This window comes from Methylohalomonas lacus, assembly GCF_024808875.1.
In the GTDB taxonomy this organism is placed as follows: domain Bacteria; phylum Pseudomonadota; class Gammaproteobacteria; order Methylohalomonadales; family Methylohalomonadaceae; genus Methylohalomonas; species Methylohalomonas lacus.
In genome coordinates this window covers 1-17,287 of sequence record NZ_JANUCT010000005.1, presented here as the reverse complement: position 1 = coordinate 17,287, position 17,287 = coordinate 1, and the positions used below count along the sequence as shown (strand labels likewise).

Annotated in this window: 20 protein-coding genes; 16 read left to right on the top strand and 4 right to left on the bottom strand. The window is 60.7% G+C overall.

What is annotated here, in order from left to right:
* The first annotated feature begins 11 nt into the window (after positions 1-11).
* The 10 genes from J2T55_RS04260 (at position 12) to J2T55_RS04215 (ending at position 5,067) form a co-directional block, all read left to right on the top strand.
* Positions 12-386: an Mpo1-like protein gene (locus tag J2T55_RS04260; protein ID WP_259054457.1), complete on the top strand. Its 375-nt coding sequence runs from the start codon at positions 12-14 to the stop codon at positions 384-386.
* A 60-nt stretch (positions 387-446) separates the two neighbouring features.
* A complete protein-coding gene (locus J2T55_RS04255; protein WP_259054456.1) occupies positions 447-785 on the top strand; it encodes a zinc ribbon domain-containing protein in 339 nt (112 codons plus the stop codon).
* Between the two features lie 90 nt (positions 786-875).
* Entirely contained in the window at positions 876-1,730 is an 855-nt protein-coding gene (locus J2T55_RS04250; RefSeq protein ID WP_259054455.1) for a class I SAM-dependent methyltransferase, read from the top strand.
* The gene (locus tag J2T55_RS04245; protein ID WP_259054453.1) at positions 1,727-2,101 is read left to right on the top strand and encodes a DUF423 domain-containing protein; all 375 of its coding nucleotides are present in this window, start codon (positions 1,727-1,729) and stop codon (positions 2,099-2,101) included. Before J2T55_RS04250 ends, J2T55_RS04245 begins: the two co-directional genes overlap by 4 nt.
* A gap of 15 nt (positions 2,102-2,116) precedes the next feature.
* Entirely contained in the window at positions 2,117-2,485 is a 369-nt protein-coding gene (locus J2T55_RS04240) for a carboxymuconolactone decarboxylase family protein (RefSeq protein ID WP_259054452.1), read from the top strand.
* The gene (locus J2T55_RS04235) at positions 2,482-2,805 is read left to right on the top strand and encodes a hypothetical protein (protein ID WP_259054450.1); all 324 of its coding nucleotides are present in this window, start codon (positions 2,482-2,484) and stop codon (positions 2,803-2,805) included. The genes J2T55_RS04240 and J2T55_RS04235 overlap by 4 nt, the downstream gene beginning before the upstream one ends.
* Before the next feature lie 10 nt (positions 2,806-2,815).
* On the top strand, positions 2,816-3,580 hold the full coding sequence (locus J2T55_RS04230) for an HpcH/HpaI aldolase family protein (protein ID WP_259054448.1): 765 nt from the start codon (positions 2,816-2,818) through the stop codon (positions 3,578-3,580).
* The gene (locus tag J2T55_RS04225) at positions 3,577-3,936 is read left to right on the top strand and encodes a hypothetical protein (RefSeq protein ID WP_259054447.1); all 360 of its coding nucleotides are present in this window, start codon (positions 3,577-3,579) and stop codon (positions 3,934-3,936) included. Before J2T55_RS04230 ends, J2T55_RS04225 begins: the two co-directional genes overlap by 4 nt.
* A complete protein-coding gene (locus tag J2T55_RS04220; RefSeq protein ID WP_259054446.1) occupies positions 3,933-4,244 on the top strand; it encodes a putative signal transducing protein in 312 nt (103 codons plus the stop codon). The genes J2T55_RS04225 and J2T55_RS04220 overlap by 4 nt, the downstream gene beginning before the upstream one ends.
* A 40-nt stretch (positions 4,245-4,284) precedes the next feature.
* Positions 4,285-5,067 (top strand): zinc ribbon domain-containing protein, encoded by a 783-nt coding sequence (locus J2T55_RS04215; protein WP_259054445.1) that lies wholly within the window; start codon positions 4,285-4,287, stop codon positions 5,065-5,067.
* Positions 5,068-5,082: 15 nt separating this feature from the next.
* Here J2T55_RS04215 and corA read toward each other — a convergent pair whose 3' ends face one another.
* The 3 genes from corA to J2T55_RS04200 form a co-directional block, all read right to left on the bottom strand.
* Positions 5,083-6,237, bottom strand: a complete 1,155-nt coding sequence (gene corA / locus J2T55_RS04210) for a magnesium/cobalt transporter CorA (RefSeq protein ID WP_259054444.1) — start codon at positions 6,235-6,237, stop codon at positions 5,083-5,085.
* Positions 6,238-6,313: 76 nt separating this feature from the next.
* Positions 6,314-8,032, bottom strand: a complete 1,719-nt coding sequence (locus tag J2T55_RS04205) for a potassium/proton antiporter (RefSeq protein ID WP_259054443.1) — start codon at positions 8,030-8,032, stop codon at positions 6,314-6,316.
* A 116-nt stretch (positions 8,033-8,148) separates the two neighbouring features.
* Complete coding sequence (locus J2T55_RS04200) at positions 8,149-8,367, bottom strand: DUF2061 domain-containing protein (protein ID WP_259054442.1); 219 nt, start codon at positions 8,365-8,367, stop codon at positions 8,149-8,151.
* Positions 8,368-8,597: 230 nt separating this feature from the next.
* Between J2T55_RS04200 and aceE the strand changes: the two genes are divergently transcribed.
* From aceE to J2T55_RS04175, 5 genes are all read left to right on the top strand, one after another.
* Positions 8,598-11,279 (top strand): pyruvate dehydrogenase (acetyl-transferring), homodimeric type, encoded by a 2,682-nt coding sequence (gene aceE, locus J2T55_RS04195; protein WP_259054441.1) that lies wholly within the window; start codon positions 8,598-8,600, stop codon positions 11,277-11,279.
* A gap of 116 nt (positions 11,280-11,395) precedes the next feature.
* Entirely contained in the window at positions 11,396-12,775 is a 1,380-nt protein-coding gene (locus J2T55_RS04190) for a 2-oxo acid dehydrogenase subunit E2 (protein ID WP_259054440.1), read from the top strand.
* On the top strand, positions 12,775-14,217 hold the full coding sequence (gene lpdA / locus J2T55_RS04185; protein ID WP_259054439.1) for a dihydrolipoyl dehydrogenase: 1,443 nt from the start codon (positions 12,775-12,777) through the stop codon (positions 14,215-14,217). The genes J2T55_RS04190 and lpdA overlap by 1 nt, the downstream gene beginning before the upstream one ends.
* Positions 14,218-14,311: 94 nt before the next feature.
* Entirely contained in the window at positions 14,312-14,722 is a 411-nt protein-coding gene (locus tag J2T55_RS04180; RefSeq protein WP_259054438.1) for an NUDIX hydrolase, read from the top strand.
* Positions 14,723-14,729: 7 nt separating this feature from the next.
* The gene (locus J2T55_RS04175) at positions 14,730-15,506 is read left to right on the top strand and encodes an alpha/beta fold hydrolase (protein WP_259054437.1); all 777 of its coding nucleotides are present in this window, start codon (positions 14,730-14,732) and stop codon (positions 15,504-15,506) included.
* 224 nt (positions 15,507-15,730) lie between these two features.
* On the opposite strand, the gene J2T55_RS04170 is transcribed toward J2T55_RS04175, so the two are convergent.
* On the bottom strand, positions 15,731-16,582 hold the full coding sequence (locus J2T55_RS04170) for a mechanosensitive ion channel family protein (RefSeq protein WP_259054436.1): 852 nt from the start codon (positions 16,580-16,582) through the stop codon (positions 15,731-15,733).
* Positions 16,583-17,143: 561 nt separating this feature from the next.
* Between J2T55_RS04170 and J2T55_RS04165 the strand changes: the two genes are divergently transcribed.
* The coding region (locus J2T55_RS04165) for a transposase (protein ID WP_259054621.1) at positions 17,144-17,287 on the top strand (144 nt) is incomplete at its 3' end.

Below are 17,287 nucleotides of genomic sequence, written 5' to 3'. Positions count from 1 at the left end.
ACACTCACATCATGAACCTCTCCGAGCTGTTACGCTGGCAATGGTCAGCCTACCCATCGACCCATACACACCGCGTCAATCTGTTGGTGCATGTGGTCACCTGGCCGTTTTTTGTCAGTGGCTCGTTAATGATTGTCGCGGGTATTATTCTGCTACAACCGGCATTGACACTGTTGGGTCTGCTCGGGACCAGTGGCGCGGCCATGGCACAATTGCAGAGTCACCGTTTCGAGCCCCAGGCCCCGGCCCGCTTCAGCAGTCCCTGGGACCTGATCCGCCGCTTTCTGGCCGAGCAGTTCGTGACTTTCCCGCGCTTCCTGCTGAGCGGCGGCTTCGCCGCGGCTTGGCGTCGGGCCGGGCATGCCCCGGGCGACGCCAACCACTGAGCTTGCAAGCGGGCCGCACAGGCGCCATATTCATGTTCAGAACCCGTCGCCGGAAAATCCATGCCCCTTTACGACTACTACTGCGCTGACAACCGGACCACGGTCGAGGTTCAGCACCCCATGACCACAATCCTGCGGACCTGGGGCGAGGTCTGCTACGTCGCCCAGATTCCGCTTGGCGAAACCGATCCGCTGGCACCGGTCAGCAAGGTCATTCATGCGCCCCACCTGTCGCTGCCCACCGGCGACAGCAAGCTGCGCGAGACCGGCTTTACCAAGCTGGTGCGTCGCGACAAGGGCGTATACGAGAATGTCACTGCCGCCGAAGGCGAGGCACGCTTCCTGAGCGCCGACGGCGAGGATGCAGCGCCCAGGTTCAGCGACAATATCCGCGACTGACATCACCCTGACGGCGTCATGGCGAACAATAGCCGTGACGATCAGTCATAACAGTTCAATATTCTTTACTTTTATTTACGGGAATCACCGATGCCTGCAATCAGCTTATCAAGTTTCATTCGCAACATGGGCCTGGCACTGGTCTGCACTACTGCCACTGCCGCCTTCGCCGACAGCACTATCAGCGAACAACTGGACAAGGCACTGGATGGCGATCACCGCAGCGCCGAGAACAAGGCGCGCGACCAATACCGCCATCCGCACCAGACGCTCACCTTCTTCGGTCTCGAGCCGGACATGCGCGTGCTCGAAATCACGCCCGGCGGCGGCTGGTATACCGAGGTGCTGGCACCAGTGCTGCAGGAACGAGGCGAGCTGATCGCCGCCAGCTTTGGCGCCGACCACCCGGTCGACTACCTGGCCCGCGTGCACGGCCGCTACATGGACAAGCTGGACGCCGATCCGGACACCTATGGCGCGGTCGAACGCATCCTGTTCCAGGAAGACGGCCGCTACCTGCCGGCATTGGCCGATGAGTCGGTGGACATGGTGGTCACGTTCCGCAACACACACAACTGGATCAAGCAGGGCGAAGCGGAAGCCATATACCAGGCCATGCACCGCGTACTGAAACCCTGCGGCACGCTGGGCGTGGTCCAGCACCGCGCCGCCGATGATGCCGACGTCCGCGCCAGCGCCAAACAGGGCTATGTTCCGGAGCCGTACATGGTCGACATGCTCGAGGGCATCGGCTTCGAGCTGGTTGCGCGCAGTGACATCAATGCCAACCCAAAGGATGACCGCGATCATCCGGAAGGCGTCTGGACACTACCGCCGAGCTACCGTCTCGGCGATACTGACCGCGACAAGTACGAAGCCATCGGTGAAAGCGATCGCATGACGCTGAAGCTGCGCAAGCCCGGCGCACAGTGCCCGGCATCATGACGGCCAAGGCACTGCTGCTGGCGGGTTCGGTCAATGCCGCTCTGTGCGTACTTCTCGGTGCGTTCGGTGCGCATGCCCTGAAGGCACGGCTGACGGCCGAACTCAGCGACATCTGGGGCACCGCCGTGCAGTACCACTTCTATCACGCCCTCGGCCTGCTGCTGATCGGTGTGCTGGCATTGCACTGGCCGGCCAGCGGCCTGCTGCGCACCAGCGGCGGGGTGATGCTCGCCGGCATGATCATCTTCTCCGGCAGCCTGTACCTGCTGACACTGACCGGGATACGCTGGCTCGGCGCCATCACACCGCTGGGCGGCAGCCTGCTGATCGCTGCCTGGGTGTTATTATGTGTAGCCATTCTTCGCAGCTGAAAGGAGTCATGAATCATGAGCAGCCAACACGACAAGGGCCGTGAGCTGGCGGAACTGCACCTGGGCAAGGCCGGCCTCGACAGTCTGGACCAGTTTTCGCCGGAACTCGGCGACTATGTCATCCGCCACGGCTTCAGCGACATGTACACCAACGAGGCACTGGATCAGCGCGCCCGCAAGATCGCCACCCTCGCCTCGCTGGTAACTTCCGGCAATCAGCCGCAGCTGGGCTGGCATATCCGCGGCGCACTGGAAAATAATATGCTGAGTGTCGACGAGATCCGCGAAATCATCGTGCAGATGACGATCTACATCGGTTACCCGGCGGCATTCAATGCCATGCGCACCATGAATGAAACCCTCAAGTCCATGGAGACCGAATGAACAAACCATTGCTTTTCAGTATCGGCCTGACTGGCCTGCTGTGCCTATCGCTCACGAGCGCCGCTCAGGCTTCCGATCACTGCCGCGCCCAGGCACGCGAGCTGGCCGTCAGGGCCGACGGCAAAGTATTTCCAAACATGACCGCCGGCCAACGTGCCGAGCTGCGCAAACTGGCCGAGGAAACCTGTGAGCGGTTTGCCAGCAAAACAGCCGCCGACAGCGATGGCGAGTCCAGCGGCGACTGGTTCACGGATCGCGTCATGAACGGCGAACCGGCCGACAAGCCGGGCAACCGGCGCCTGGAAAGGATGGGCCGCTAGGGTTTATTGCATGCAGCCAGACCACGCCCTTTTCGCCGAACAGTTGCGTCGCGGTGACACGCTCATCGGTACGCTGGTCGGTTTCAATAACAGCGCCGTAGTCGAGTTACTGGCCGGCTGCGGCTACGACTGGCTATTCCTCGACGCCGAGCATGGTGCCTTTATGCCCGGCGAGTGTCTGACGCTGCTGCAGGCCGCAGCACCCTGCCCCTGCCTCATCCGGGTACCGGCCGCCGAGCCGGTCTGGGTCAAGAAGGCACTGGATACCGGTGCCAGCGGCATCATCGTGCCGCAGGTGCACGACGCCGCCGATGCCCAGCGCATGGTGGCAGCCGCCAAGTATGCCCCGGCCGGCAACCGCGGTGTCGGTGTCGGCCGAGCCCACGCTTACGGGCCCGGCTTCGGGCGTTACCTGGCGACCGCAAATGACGAGACGCTGGTCGTGCTGCAGGCGGAAAGTCGGGCCGCGATCGACAACATCGACGAGATCACCGCCGTGCCGGGCATCGACGCCATTCTCATCGGCCCCTATGATCTCTCCGCGAGTCTCGGCCATATCGGCAACGTCGAACACGCCGAGGTGATTGAAGCCATCGATACCGTCGCCGGCGCCTGCCGCCAGACAGGTATCAAGCTCGGCATTTTCGGTATCACGCCGGAGGCGGTGCGACCTTACATGGACAGGGGCTTCACCCTGATCACCGTCGGCGTCGACAGCCTGTTTCTCAACCAGGCCGCTGGCGAAGCCCTCAACGCCCTGCGGGACAAACAATGACGCCCGGCACATTGAGTACCATTCTCAATACTGCCCAGCTCATCATGCAGAATGCGGATCGATTGACGACCATCATCCGCAAGCGCAGCCTGGCACCGGATCCGGAACCGACCGATACGCTGCCCGAATCGCTGGAAGACCTGAACAGTGAACTGCAGCGCCTGCACCAGCGTCTCGATGCCGGTGACGAGGCCAACGTCCAGCAACTGAAATTCATCGAGCAGCTGGCACGGCAGAACGAACTACTGGCCGAATCGTTGCAGGCCAGCAACCGCCGCACCCAGTGGGCGTTGATCATTGCCGCGGCGGCGGCCACCACCAGCCTGCTGCTCATCATCTGGGTACTGCTGACATGAAAAAGGTCTACAGTGACGAGGACCGCATGCTCGCCGGTTACGTCAAGGGCATTCTCGAATCGCACGGCGTACATTGCTTCATGAAGAACGAGAACCTGGCCGGTGCGGTCGGCGAGCTGCCACCGCACGAGGTGTGGCCGGAAGTCTGGGTCACGCATGAGCACGAACACGAACGCGCCGAACGCATCGTCAAGGATCTGATGGTCGACCTGGGTAACGCCAGTGACTGGCGCTGCCCCAACTGCCGCGAACTGATCGAGGGCCAGTTCGGCGAGTGCTGGAACTGCGGCACCGAGGCGCCCCAGTAAACATAACACCGCTCAAACCCAACCCGTAAACGGCCAGCGCATGTACCAGACATGCCCCAAATGCGGTCATCAACGCAGTCCCGCGGATGACCACCATACCGATACCTGTCCGGCCTGCGGCCTGATCTTCAGCAAGTGGCTGAAACAGCAATACGCTCAGGCAGAACAACCGCGTGCCGCCAATTTCGATACCGAACCCGACAGCGGCGGTCGCCTGGCCGCAACCGCCGTGGAACTGCAGCAGCTGCTCTTCACAGTCGATACACCGCGCGATGCTATCAGCTTCTGGGGCCGCGTGCTTTTACTGCTGGCCTTCAGCGTCTGGGGTGCCTATTTCATTTCGCTGGACTTCGAGAGCAACGCCATCGGCCAGTCGTTCATGCACGCCATTAATCTGGTCTTCCACGAGGCCGGCCATGTCATTTTCATGATCTTCGGCAGTCACTTCATCACCACGCTCGGCGGCACGCTGGGCCAGTTGCTGATGCCGACGATCGTCATGGCGGTCATGCTGTTCGCACAGCGGGACCCGTTCGCCGCAGCGCTCGGGCTATGGTGGCTGGGCCAGAGTTTCATGGACTGTGCGCCGTACATCAACGACGCCCGCGCACTGGAACTGCCGTTGCTCGGCGGCGGCACCGGCGCGGACAAGCCGGGCATGCATGACTGGGAAAACATCCTGCTGGACCTGGGCATGATCGAATACGACCATCAGATTGCCCATGTCTTCGACGGCATTGGCAGTGTACTCATCCTGCTGGCCATCGCCTGGGGCTGCTACATCCTCTCCCGGCAATGGCAGCTGGGACACACCCGAACTTAAGGTTATAAACGTCAGTCAGCCGGAATCTTGATCCGACCGGCGCTGTCCGCCAATCCAGCCACGGCGGATAAAGAAGACCAGAAAACCGGCAAAGACTGACAGCATCAGCAGCAACACGGCCAGATAACCGTAGTACCACCCGAGTTCCGGCATATTAAATGGCGAGTTTGAGCCGTCGAAATTCATGCCGTAGACGCTGGCAATAAAGCTCAATGGAATAAAGATCGTAGCGATCATGGTGAGGACCTTCATGGTCTCGTTCATACGCAGATTGATGCTGGACAGGTAAAGCTCCATCAGCGAACCGGCCGTTTCACGGCAGGTCTCGATGATGTCCAGCAATTGCAGCGAATGATCCTGACAGTCGCGCAAGTAAGTATGTAGATCGTCGCCGATCAGGCCACTGTCATCACGTTGCAGCATACCCAGCATGTCACGCTGCGGCCAGATGGCCCGGCGCAATTCTGACAAATCTCGCTTGAGTGCATGCAGGCGCTCGATCGGCAAGCGTTCGGCCGAACGCATAACGGTATTTTCCAGGACATCGAGGTTGTCGGCATAGCTCTCAAGCAGCGGAAAGTAGGCATCAGTGGCTGCATCGATCAGGGCGTAGGCTAGATAGTCCGACCCGGAACAACGAATGCGGCCCTTGGCGGTGCGTATCCGCTGACGCACATTGTCGAAACAGTCACCGACCCGTTCCTGGAAAGTAATGATAAAGTGGTTGCCCAACAGTAAGGAAACCTGTTCTGTCAAGGTACCTTCGTTCACGTTCGGTATGCGAGTAACAACGAACAGGTGATCGGGGTAGCTTTCCAGCTTCGGACGCTGGTGCACGTGGGCAATGTCTTCCAGCACCAAAGGGTGTAGTTCGAAAAGATCGGCGATCTGCCGCAGTGCATCGAGGTCAGTTACGCCCCTGACGTCAACCCAGACCACGCCCTTGAAGTCCATCCAGTCGCGTAACTGCTCTAGTCGATCGATTTCTTGCTCGGCCAGTTCGTGCTCACTATAGGCAGTGAGGACAATACTAACCGCATTTGCCTCACCGGCCTGAACCAGCGTACCGGGCGATGCGCCAACCGGTGGTTTGTGAAGCGCCAGCCGGTGGTGGTCACGTCCGATTTTTCCGGAGGCCTTGTTGCGGTGCCATTTGTTCCGGTTTCGCATGATTGTGTTTCCTGTTTGTTTGATAACCAGTGTAGCCCGCCATTGCCCGGCCCATGCAAGCGTCAGTCAGACTCAGCTAGTCATGCAGGCTGATACCGACCCGGGCAACGCGGCCATCGTCCATTTCGCGGACCACCAGCTGCACCTTGTCGAGGCGCACGCGGTCACCCACCACCGGCCGGTTGCGCATACTGCCGGTAAGGTGTTCAGCCAGCGTCCGGCTCTGTAACTCCGCCGGAATCTGCAGGCCATACATCATGGCCACATCACTCAGCGTCGCCTGACCATCGAGCACGAATTCGCCGAAGAAGCCGCGGTCATCCAGCTGCGCCGGCGTGGCCTCGGCAGCAAACAGCTTGTTCAACTGTTCCAGCGTGTGTTCATGACAGACGATGTAAACACCATCGTTCTGCGCCAGCCGCATCTCGCCATCGCTTTGCAGAAAGCTGCTATCACGCAGTACACCCACCAGCCGGCTGCCTTCGGGCAAGCGCAGCTGCTTCAGCGGTTTGCCAACCACCGGTGTTACTTCCTTCAGGTGATAAGTCACCAGTTCGTAACCGGAGGCCACCGGAATATCGAGCTCCACACGCTGCACCGGTGCCGGTTTCGGCGGTACCTGTAGCCTGAGCAACCGCGACAGCGGCGCCAGAGTCCAACCCTGCAGTGTCAGCGAGGCCACCACGACAAAGAAAGCGATATTGAAGTAGTGCTGGGCACCGTCGAGGCCGGCCAGCAACGGGAATATCGCCAGAATGATCGGCACCGCGCCGCGCAGACCGGTCCAGGCGATAAACAGCATCTCGCGCCATGGCATGCGAAACGGCGCCAGGCAAACCAGCGTCGCCAACGGCCGGGCAACAAAAATCAGCACCAGCGCGGCGCTGATCGCCGGAATGGCGTCGGCGACAATTGCTGACGGGCTCGCCAGCAACCCCAGCAGGACGAACAGAACGATCTGGCTCAGCCAGGCCATACCGTCATGAACCCGCAGAATGTTCTGACGCGAGTGCATCGGCTGATTGCCGAGCAGCAGACCGGTGAGATAAATGGCCAGGTAACCGCTGCCGCCGAGCACATTGGTTAGGCCATACACCATCAGGCCGCCGGCCAGCACCAGCAGCGGATACATGCCCAGCGCCAGGGTCAGACGATTGATGATGGCCAGTAACAGATAACCGCCGGCGATACCCAACAGGGCACCGAGTCCCATCTGCCAGGCAAAGGCACCGGCCAGCCACCATCCGGGCGCGACTTCGCCGGCACTGATCATTTCGATCAGGATGATGGTCAGAAACACGGCCATCGGATCATTGATGCCGGACTCGATCTCCAGCGTGGCACCAACACGCTCTTTCAGTTGCAGGCCATGGCTGTGCAGCAGTGAAAACACCGCGGCGGCATCGGTGGAACCGACGATGGCCCCCAGCAGCAAACCCTGCATCCAGTGCAGACCGAGGATATAACTGGTGAACAACCCGGTTACCACGGCGGTGATGAGCACGCCAACCGTCGCCAGTGACAGCGCCGGTCGCAGACCGACTCGAAAGCTCTTGATCGATGTGCGCATACCGCCGTCGAACAGGATGACGGCGAGCGCGATCGTGCTGATCAGGTAGGCAGTGGCATAGTTGTCAAAATTGACGCCGCCAAAACCGTCTTCACCGGCCAGCATGCCCAGTGCCAGGAAGACCAGCAGCAACGGTACACCGAAGCGCGAGGCCGCCGAACTGGCGACGATGCTGGTAAACAGCAGTACCGCACCGATAAAGATGAGCTGATTGAGAAAATCCATGTGCTGGCCGGGCTCCTGTTATTGGCACCAGTTTACCTGAAGCCGGACCCGAACAAGAGACGATGACTTAACGAATCATCACATCAATAGCGCAATGTTTTCTCAGGCGCTGATATTCAAGATGCACTGTACTCGCCCAACAGGTTCCGTTTCAGTGCATCCCGTTGCCGACGAACACGTTCCCAGACCTTCTCGTGCAAGAAGTACGCGACCGTGTTGCACAGCGGCTCGATCAGTGCGACGGCGCCGCCGAGCGCGAGATTGCCCGTGGTCAGATAGACCACCGAGAAGGCGACGCTCATATGTACGGCTGCGAATGTCAGGGTCTTAATCATGTCCGTATCTCCTTGGGATATGGAAATGATAGTCATTTGCATTAATAGCTCAAATTGATTGTCTAAATAATTTCAATTTTTTCTATCTATCGCTTACCGGTGATATAAACCGCTGATATAAAAGGACTTATCCGGCTGAGCCAGGGCTTGTGCCGGGCGTCCGTACGGTGTCATAGTAGCCTTACGGTCCGCCGTTGCAGGTAGCCGCTGCCAGGGAAAAGAGCCGTGTCATGACCGACGACGATCAAGCTTCAGCACCGCAAGACCCGGACGACGTCGACCCGCAGGAGACGCGCGAGTGGCTGGAATCCCTGGATGCGGTCATGGCCAGCGACAGTCTGGAGCGTGCCCACTTCCTGCTTGAACGTCTGGTCGAGAAAGCCCGCCGCAGCGGCGCCTACCTGCCCTTCTACGCCAATACCGCCTACGTCAATACCATCCCGCCGTCACGCGAGGCACGTTCGCCCGGCGACCCGGCCATCGAATGGCGCATCCGCTCGCTGATCCGCTGGAATGCGCTGGCCATGGTGGTACAGGCCAACCGCCGCAATCCGGAACTCGGCGGCCACATCGCCAGCTTCGCGTCGTCGGCGACGCTTTATGATGTATTGATGAATCATTTCCTGCACGCGCCGACTGACGACCGCCTGCCCGATCTCGCCTACATCCAGGGCCACTCGGCGCCGGGCATCTACGCGCGTTCCTACATCGGCGGCGAACTGGGCGCCGAACAGCTGCAGCGCTTTCGCGAGGAAGTCGACGGCGGCGGCCTGTCATCGTATCCGCATCCGTGGCTGATGCCGGACTACTGGCAATTCCCGACCGTGTCCATGGGTCTGTCACCGATCATGGCGATCTACCAGGCGCGCTTCATGCGTTATCTGGAAAACCGCGGCCTGATCGAAAAACAGACCCGCAAGGTCTGGGCATTCGTCGGCGACGGCGAGATGGACGAGCCGGAATCGCTGGGCGCAATTGGCCTCGCCGCGCGTGAAAAGCTCGACAACCTGATCTTCGTCGTCAATTGCAATCTGCAGCGTCTCGACGGACCGGTGCGCGGCAACGGCAAAATCATTCAGGAACTCGAGGGCGACTTCCTCGGCGCCGGCTGGAACGTCATCAAGGTGATCTGGGGCTCCTACTGGGATCCGCTGATTGCGCGCGACACGCACGGCCGTCTGCAGCAGCGTATGGAGGAATGTGTCGACGGCGAATACCAGGCCTACAAGGCACACAGCGGCGACTACGTGCGCGAACACTTCTTCGGCAAGTACCCGGAACTCAAGGCCATGGTCGCGAACATGACCGACGAGGACATCTGGCGCCTGAACCGCGGCGGTCACGACCCGCACAAGGTCTACGCCGCCTACGCCGAGGCGGTCCGCCACCAGGGCCAGCCCACCGTCATCCTCGCCAAGACGGTCAAGGGCTACGGCATGGGCGAAGCCGGCGAGGGCCAGAACATCACCCACCAGCAGAAGAAGATGGACGAAGCGGCGCTGAAGAAATTCCGCGACCGCTTCAACATCCCCATCAGCGACGAAGACATCGGCGAAGCGCCGTTCTACCGGCCTGATGACGACAGCGAGGAAGTGCAATACATCAAGGCCCGGCGCGCGGAACTCGGCGGCGCCTACTTCCGCCGCTGGCCGCACGCCGAACCGTTGCAGATTCCGGCACTGTCGGCGTTCGACAAACTGCTCGCCGGCTCGGGGGATCGCGACATCTCGACGACCATGGCGTTCGTGCGCCTGCTCAACATCCTGGTCAAGGATGAACACCTCGGTGACCGCATCGTGCCAATCATACCGGACGAGGCGCGCACTTTCGGCATGGAAGGCCTGTTCCGTTCGCTGGGGATCTACTCGGCCGTCGGCCAGCTGTACGAGCCGGTCGACCACGACCAGGTCATGTATTATCGCGAGGATCAAAAGGGCCAGATCCTCGAGGAAGGCATCACCGAGGCCGGCTCGATATCGTCCTGGCTGGCCGCCGCCACCGCCTACCGTACACACGGCCTGCAGATGGTGCCGTTCTTCATTTTCTATTCGATGTTCGGCTTCCAGCGCGTCGGCGACCTGTGCTGGGCCGCCGGCGACAGTCGGGCGCGCGGTTTCCTGCTCGGCGGTACTGCCGGCCGCACCACCCTGGCCGGCGAGGGCCTGCAGCACCAGGACGGCCACAGTCACCTGCTCGCCTCGACAGTGCCCAACTGCATCAGCTACGACCCGACATTTGCCTACGAACTGGCGGTGATCATTCATCACGGCATGCAGCGCATGTTCGTCGACTGCGAGGACGTCTACTACTACATCACCCTGATGAACGAGAACTACCACCACCCGCCGCTGCCCGACGGCGTCGAGGGCGGCATCATCAGGGGACTGTACCGGCTGCAGACCGGCAAGCAGGGCGACAGGCGGGTACAGCTGCTCGGTGCCGGCACCATCCTGCGCGAAGCAATCGCCGCCGCCGAATTACTGACGAATGATTTCGACGTCGCCGCCGATGTCTGGAGCGCGACCAGCTTCAACGAGCTGCGCCGCGACGGCCTTGATTGCACGCGCTGGAACCGACTGAACCCGGAGGCAGCACCGCGCCGCAGCTACGTCGAACAGCAGCTGGCCGATACCACCGGACCGGTCATCGCCGCCAGTGATTACATCAAGGCCGTCGCCGATCAGATCCGCGAGTTCGTGCCGCGCCACTACGTCACGCTTGGCACGGACGGCTTCGGCCGCAGCGACTCGCGCACCAAACTGCGTGAATTCTTCGAGGTCAATCGCTACCACATCGTTGTCGCCGCACTCAAGGCACTGGCCGATGAAGGACAAATCGAGGTTGCCAGGGTCAGCGAGGCGATCAAGAAATACGATATCGATCCGGACAAACCGAATCCGGTGACGGTGTGATTGGTGACTGGTGAACGGTAATTGGTGACAGGAATTTCATCTGGTAATAGCTGGCTCAGTCGGCGTTCGGCTAACCATAATCGCGGGTTATAATCTGTTTTCCATGCAATGAAATCATGACTGAAACCACAACCATAAAGGTACCCGACATCGGTGACTTCAGCGAAGTCGAGGTGATCGAGGTACTGGTCAAAACCGGCGATCAGATCGAGCATGAAACGCCACTGGTCACGATCGAAAGCCACAAGGCGAGCATGGATATCCCCTCGCCGGCCGCCGGCAAGGTCAGCGAGGTCTTCATCAAGGCCGGTGACAAGGTCTCCGAGGGCACCGACATTCTCGCCATTGAAGCCGCCGAACAAACTGGCACCGAATCAACAGGAACAGGGGAACCGGACACACGGGCTGCAACCGCAGGCGAACAGGAACAACCGGACACTGCCAAGTCTGAAACAGTTGAAAATGAAGCTGCCACGGACAACACGCCGGCGGCCGATATAGCACCTGCGGAGCCAACAACCGATCCCCGGGCACCAGGTCAACCACCGGCCGGACTGCCCAGTGGCAGCCAGACCCGGGATAACGCGTCCGCAAGGGCCCACGCCAGTCCGACAGTAAGACGTCTGGCACGCGAGCTCGGCGTCGAGCTCGCCCAGGTGCGCGGCAGCGGCCGCAAGGGCCGCATCACCAAGGAGGACGTCAAGGCGTTCACCAAGGCGGTGATGTCCGGCAACCGCGATTTCGGCGCCAGCGGTGGTTTCGCCCTGCCCGAGATCCCGGCAGTCGACTTCTCAAAGTTCGGCCCGGTGGAAAACAGGCCCCTGAGCCGGCTGCGCCGGCTCACCGGCCAGCACCTGCAGCGCAGCTGGCTGAGCGTGCCGCAGGTCACGCAGTTTAACAAGGCGGACATCACCGACCTGGAAGCCTTCCGCCATTCGAAGCTCGAGGAAGCCGAGCAACACGACGTCAAACTGACGCTAATCAGCTTCCTGTTGAAGGCGGTGGTCGTGGTACTGGAAAAATACCCCGAGTTCAACGCCTCGCTGGCGGCCAGCGGCGAGGAGCTAATCCTCAAGCAGTACTTCCACATCGGCGTCGCAGTCAACACGGACGATGGCCTGGTCGTGCCGGTCATCCGCGACGTCGATCAGAAAGGCCTGTTCGAACTGGCGCGCGAGATCGGCGACAAGAGCGAACGCGCACGCAATAACCAGCTCAAGCGCGACGACATCGAGGGCGGCTGTTTCACGATCTCCAGCCTTGGCGGCGTCGGCGGCTCGTACTTCACACCGATCGTGAATACGCCGGAGGTCGCCATACTCGGCGTCTCGCGCGCGACCATGCAGCCGGTGCATGACAACGGCAGCTTCGTGCCGCGACTGCTGCTGCCGTTCGCGCTGTCCTACGATCACCGCGTCATCGACGGCGTCGCCGGGGCGCGTTTCACCGAGGAACTGCGCACGGTGCTCACCGATATTCGTCACATACTGCTTTGATGAACACTGAACAGACCGAACTGCTCGTACTCGGCGCCGGCCCCGGCGGCTACACCGCCGCCTTTCGCGCCGCCGATCTCGGCAAGCGCGTCACGCTGGTCGAACGCTACCCGGTACTCGGCGGCGTCTGTCTCAACGTCGGCTGCATTCCGTCCAAGGCATTGCTGCACATCGCCCGGGTCATCGCCGAAGTCGGGGAACTCGGCGAGCACGGCATCGATCTCGGTATCGACCTACAAAACATTCATCCCGACGCCCGCTCGATTCACGCCTTCAGCGAAAGCGTCGTGAAGAAACTCACCGACGGCCTGGCGAAAATGGCCGAACAACGCGGTGTCGCAGTAGTTCAGGGCACGGCGCGTTTCAGCTCGCCACACTCGGTCACGGTCGAGCATAACGACGAAAGCCACGATATCAGTTTTGACCAGGCGATCATTGCCGCCGGCGCGCGTGCGACCACGTTGCCGGAGCTCATCCTGAAACCGGATCACGATGACCCGCGCATCATGGATTCGACCGGCGCGCTCGCACTCGACGCGATCCCGGAGAAACTGCTGGTCGTCGGCGGCGGTATCATCGGCCTGGAGATGGCGACGATCTACGACGCGTTCGGTTCGAGAGTCAGCGTGGTCGAGATGCAGGATCAACTCATGCCGGGTGTCGACAGTGACCTGGTGCGGCCGCTGCTGAAACGCATCAAACCCCGCTACGAGGCCATTCACCTGAACACGACGATCACCGCGGTTGAGATGACCAGGAACACGTTAAGCGTGTCATTCGATGGCGACAAGGCACCGGCCAGTGACGACTTCGACGCGATGCTGATTGCCATCGGCCGGCAACCGAACGGCGATCGCATCGCCGCCGATCGCGCCGGTGTGCGCGTCGACGAACGTGGCTTCATTCCAGTCGATGACCAGATGCGCAGCAACATCCCGCACATCTTCGCCATCGGTGACATCAACGGCGAACCATTACTCGCACACAAGGCCAGTCACGAGGGCAAGGTCGCCGCCGAGGTCGCCTGCGGCGAAAAAAGTGGCTTCGAGGATCGCGTGATACCGGCGTTGGCCTACACCGACCCGGAAGTCGCCTGGGCGGGACTGACCGAAACTGCAGCGAAGCAACAAGGCATCGACTACGATAAGGGCGTGTTCCCCTGGGCCGCCAGCGGCCGCGCGCTCGGTCTCGGCCGCGACGAGGGCATGACGAAAATCCTGTTCGATAAACAGACCCAGTGTGTGCTCGGCATCGGCATGACCGGACCGCACGCCGGCGATCTGATCGCCGAGGGCGTGCTGGCGATCGAAATGGGCGCCGATGCCCGCGACCTCGCCCTGACCATACACCCACACCCGACACTCTCGGAAACCATCGGCTTCGCCGCCGAGGCCTTCGAGGGTACAATCACGGATCTGTATTTACCGCGCAGAAATAAGTGATTAAGTCGGTGACTGGTGATTGAATCTGCATAGCATGGCGCTGCCACTAGTCAAGGGCGCTAATCACTAATTAACCAGTTAACCAATCAACCCAATGGCCATCGACACCCGCTACGCCATCTGCATCGTGCAGAACGCCGACGACGCCCTGCTGCTGGTCAAGCGTTCAGCACACCGCGACTTCAACCCGAACCGCTGGGGCTTCCCCGGTGGCCATATCGAGGACAACGAATCGCCACAGGAAACGGCCTGGCGCGAACTGCGCGAGGAAATCGGCGAAAATCATCAGGTGGAACTGCAGCGTTGCGCGGGCCCGTTTCGCGATCGCCACTACGGCGGCCGCATCGAGGCGCACCTGTTCCTGTATCGCTGGCTCGGCGGCACCATCACGCTCGATGCTGAACACACCGACTACGCCTGGGCCGATCCTCTCCGGCTGCACGACTACGAACTCATGCCCGGCATCGACGCGGATCTCGATCACCTCGGTCTGCGCACCGCATGACCCCCATATGACCACGGCGCTCGAACTTGCGTGCGGCGATACCGGCAGCGGCCCGGCGGTTGTACTGGTCCACGGTTTGCTCGGCAACGGCCGCAACCTGCAGCCGCTGGCCCAGGCACTGGCCAACCGGCATCGCGTGCTGACGCCGGACCTGCGCAACCACGGCCGCTCGCCGCACAGCCCGGTCATGGATTACCCGGCCCTGGCCGCCGATCTCATCGCCCTGCTGGACCGACACGGGATTGAGAAAGCCACGCTTATCGGCCATAGCCTCGGTGGCAAGGCGGTCATGGCCACAACGCTGCTGCATCCTGAAAGAGCCATCCGGCTGGCGGTACTGGACATGGCGCCGGTGTCCTACCGCGAATTCCTCGGCGAGCTCTTGCAGACACTCGAACAAATGCCGTTGACTGAAATTACCAACCGCAACGATGCCGACGACTGGCTGGCACAACAGGGCGTGGCCAACAGCCGCCTGCGCGCCTTCCTGCTACAGAATCTCAGCCGCAGCGACGACGGCTTTCGCTGGCGCGTGAACCTCGACGTGCTGCTCAAGCAGCGCCAGACTTTGACCGATTTCCCCGACGACGAACCCGCCTGGGACGGTCCGACGCTGTTCCTGCATGGCGCCGACTCCGACTACGTCCTGCCCGAACACCACGAAGCCATACGGCGACTGTTCCCGCAGGCCGGCATCGAGGCAATAGCCAATGCCGGCCACTGGCTGCACGCCGACCAGCCCGATACTGTCGCCAAACGGCTACGGACTTTTCTCGAAACCTGACTACACGCCGCTCCTCTTATTCCCCTTGCTGGCATTTCGACCACGCAATGCGCAAACCGGAATATCCATGGCATTGACCAACAGCGCGCAACCCGCCCTGTTGGTGACTGGTGATTAGTAAACGATGATTGGCAACGCTTGCCTTTGTGCGAGCGGATTGCAATCCGCAAACCCTTCGGCGTATCTATCGCCAGCCGTAGTCGGCTCCCATGGATTCAATGTCGTCATTCCGGAGAACGTCGATCCAGCATCAGGGTGCCATCCACGTGGATATCCCGCTGGGGAAACGCCACGACGATACCGTGCTCGCCAAAAGCCTCCTCGATGGCGAAGCGAATGTCACTACGCACACCGCGTGCCCCGCCTTCTGAGCCGGCTTCCAGCCAGAAATAGACATCGAATACCAGGGCGTTGTCGCCGAAGTCCTCGAAATAAGCCATCGGGGCTGGATCACTCAACACTTCAGGGTGCTCTTCACAGGCTTTCAACAGCAGGTCATGTACCACTCTGACCGGAGAACCGTAGGCAACCCCGACCCGAACCGTTGTACGAAAGCGCCGGTCCACCAGCGTCCAGTTGATGACGGTGCTTTCCAGCAAAGTGCTGTTGGGAACCAACATGTGTACGCCGTCTACCCGGCGGATGCGGGTCGAACGATTGTTGATGGCTTCCACCCGTCCGTTGACGTGCTCGAATTCGATAAAGTCGCCGATGCGGATGGGCCGCTCGCCCATGAGAATCCAGCCGCTGATGAAGTTGTTGAAAATGTTCTTGGCACCGAAACCTACACCGATGGCAATGGCGCCGGACACGAACGCGAAGGCAGTAAGCGGAATTCCCAGAATGGCCAGGGCACCCAGCACCACCATGGTCATCAGTCCGTAGAACAGTAGACGCCGCACCAGCTGCAGCACGTCGGGCCCCATGGCCGACCCGCGCAGGCGGCCCACGACCAGCCGTTCGACGACTCGTGCCACCACGAAACCAGCTATGACAGCCGACAGGGCCAACAGCATCTGGCCGACCGTCAAAGAAGCGGTTCCGGTATCGATGAGCGTGGTGTCCAGAAATTCCATGTATCTCCCCAGAGATGCTAACGCGCTGTGTTCCAGCTGCGGTCTATGGCGACAACCCGGCCACATTTGCCGATATGGTAGGTATGGCGGTGGCATACCCTGCGGGATTCAGCACACCGTAGGCTCGTGCGTTATCTTTTCCCTAATCCCTGATCAGGGAAAAGTCCTGGTTCTGTTTCGCCGCAAACTCTTATTGTCCGCCACCGGGTCGACGCTGGCCAGGACCGCAGGAACACCAGCCACTCACAAGCCGCAATAATACAGGGCGCGGAAAGACAGCATTGTAGAAGTCTGCCAGCACAGTAAGAGTATAGGAAGCATAATCAGCTTTTTTCGGGCTGGTTAACGGCTCGTCAACGCTCAATCATGGGGTACGAGGCGCTACAAATAGCCAACGTCTCTTGCCTCCAGCCCGACACCGTCGCCGATCGGCTACAGGCTTTTATAGACACCTGAACGGGTTATTGGTGATTAGGGCCTGTTGATCTTTGCGGTTTAATTAAGGATGGGCATGGTGCCTGTTATCATTGTTTTCGGACAAAACAGTGAGTTGAGGCGACCATGCCCAGATTGATGTTAACAGATGCCGACTGGTCCCGGCTATCGAGCCTGCTGCAGCTCAGCGGGCGGGTGTACAACAAGACGGAACATCGGCTGACGCTGGAAGGGATCCTGTACCGGATGCGCACGGGTTGTCCGTGGCGC

Coding starts and splice junctions, on each gene's coding strand:
- J2T55_RS04180 (WP_259054438.1), top strand. CDS start 14,312: ATGGCCATCGACACCCGCTACGCCATCTGCATCGTGCAGAACGCCGAC.
- J2T55_RS04235 (WP_259054450.1), top strand. CDS start 2,482: ATGAACAAACCATTGCTTTTCAGTATCGGCCTGACTGGCCTGCTGTGC.
- J2T55_RS04225 (WP_259054447.1), top strand. CDS start 3,577: ATGACGCCCGGCACATTGAGTACCATTCTCAATACTGCCCAGCTCATC.
- J2T55_RS04190 (WP_259054440.1), top strand. CDS start 11,396: ATGACTGAAACCACAACCATAAAGGTACCCGACATCGGTGACTTCAGC.
- J2T55_RS04215 (WP_259054445.1), top strand. CDS start 4,285: ATGTACCAGACATGCCCCAAATGCGGTCATCAACGCAGTCCCGCGGAT.
- J2T55_RS04175 (WP_259054437.1), top strand. CDS start 14,730: ATGACCACGGCGCTCGAACTTGCGTGCGGCGATACCGGCAGCGGCCCG.
- J2T55_RS04240 (WP_259054452.1), top strand. CDS start 2,117: ATGAGCAGCCAACACGACAAGGGCCGTGAGCTGGCGGAACTGCACCTG.
- J2T55_RS04230 (WP_259054448.1), top strand. CDS start 2,816: ATGCAGCCAGACCACGCCCTTTTCGCCGAACAGTTGCGTCGCGGTGAC.
- J2T55_RS04220 (WP_259054446.1), top strand. CDS start 3,933: ATGAAAAAGGTCTACAGTGACGAGGACCGCATGCTCGCCGGTTACGTC.
- lpdA (WP_259054439.1), top strand. CDS start 12,775: ATGAACACTGAACAGACCGAACTGCTCGTACTCGGCGCCGGCCCCGGC.
- J2T55_RS04170 (WP_259054436.1), bottom strand. CDS start 16,582: ATGGAATTTCTGGACACCACGCTCATCGATACCGGAACCGCTTCTTTG.
- aceE (WP_259054441.1), top strand. CDS start 8,598: ATGACCGACGACGATCAAGCTTCAGCACCGCAAGACCCGGACGACGTC.
- J2T55_RS04245 (WP_259054453.1), top strand. CDS start 1,727: ATGACGGCCAAGGCACTGCTGCTGGCGGGTTCGGTCAATGCCGCTCTG.
- J2T55_RS04255 (WP_259054456.1), top strand. CDS start 447: ATGCCCCTTTACGACTACTACTGCGCTGACAACCGGACCACGGTCGAG.
- J2T55_RS04205 (WP_259054443.1), bottom strand. CDS start 8,032: ATGGATTTTCTCAATCAGCTCATCTTTATCGGTGCGGTACTGCTGTTT.
- J2T55_RS04260 (WP_259054457.1), top strand. CDS start 12: ATGAACCTCTCCGAGCTGTTACGCTGGCAATGGTCAGCCTACCCATCG.
- corA (WP_259054444.1), bottom strand. CDS start 6,237: ATGCGAAACCGGAACAAATGGCACCGCAACAAGGCCTCCGGAAAAATC.
- J2T55_RS04200 (WP_259054442.1), bottom strand. CDS start 8,367: ATGATTAAGACCCTGACATTCGCAGCCGTACATATGAGCGTCGCCTTC.
- J2T55_RS04250 (WP_259054455.1), top strand. CDS start 876: ATGCCTGCAATCAGCTTATCAAGTTTCATTCGCAACATGGGCCTGGCA.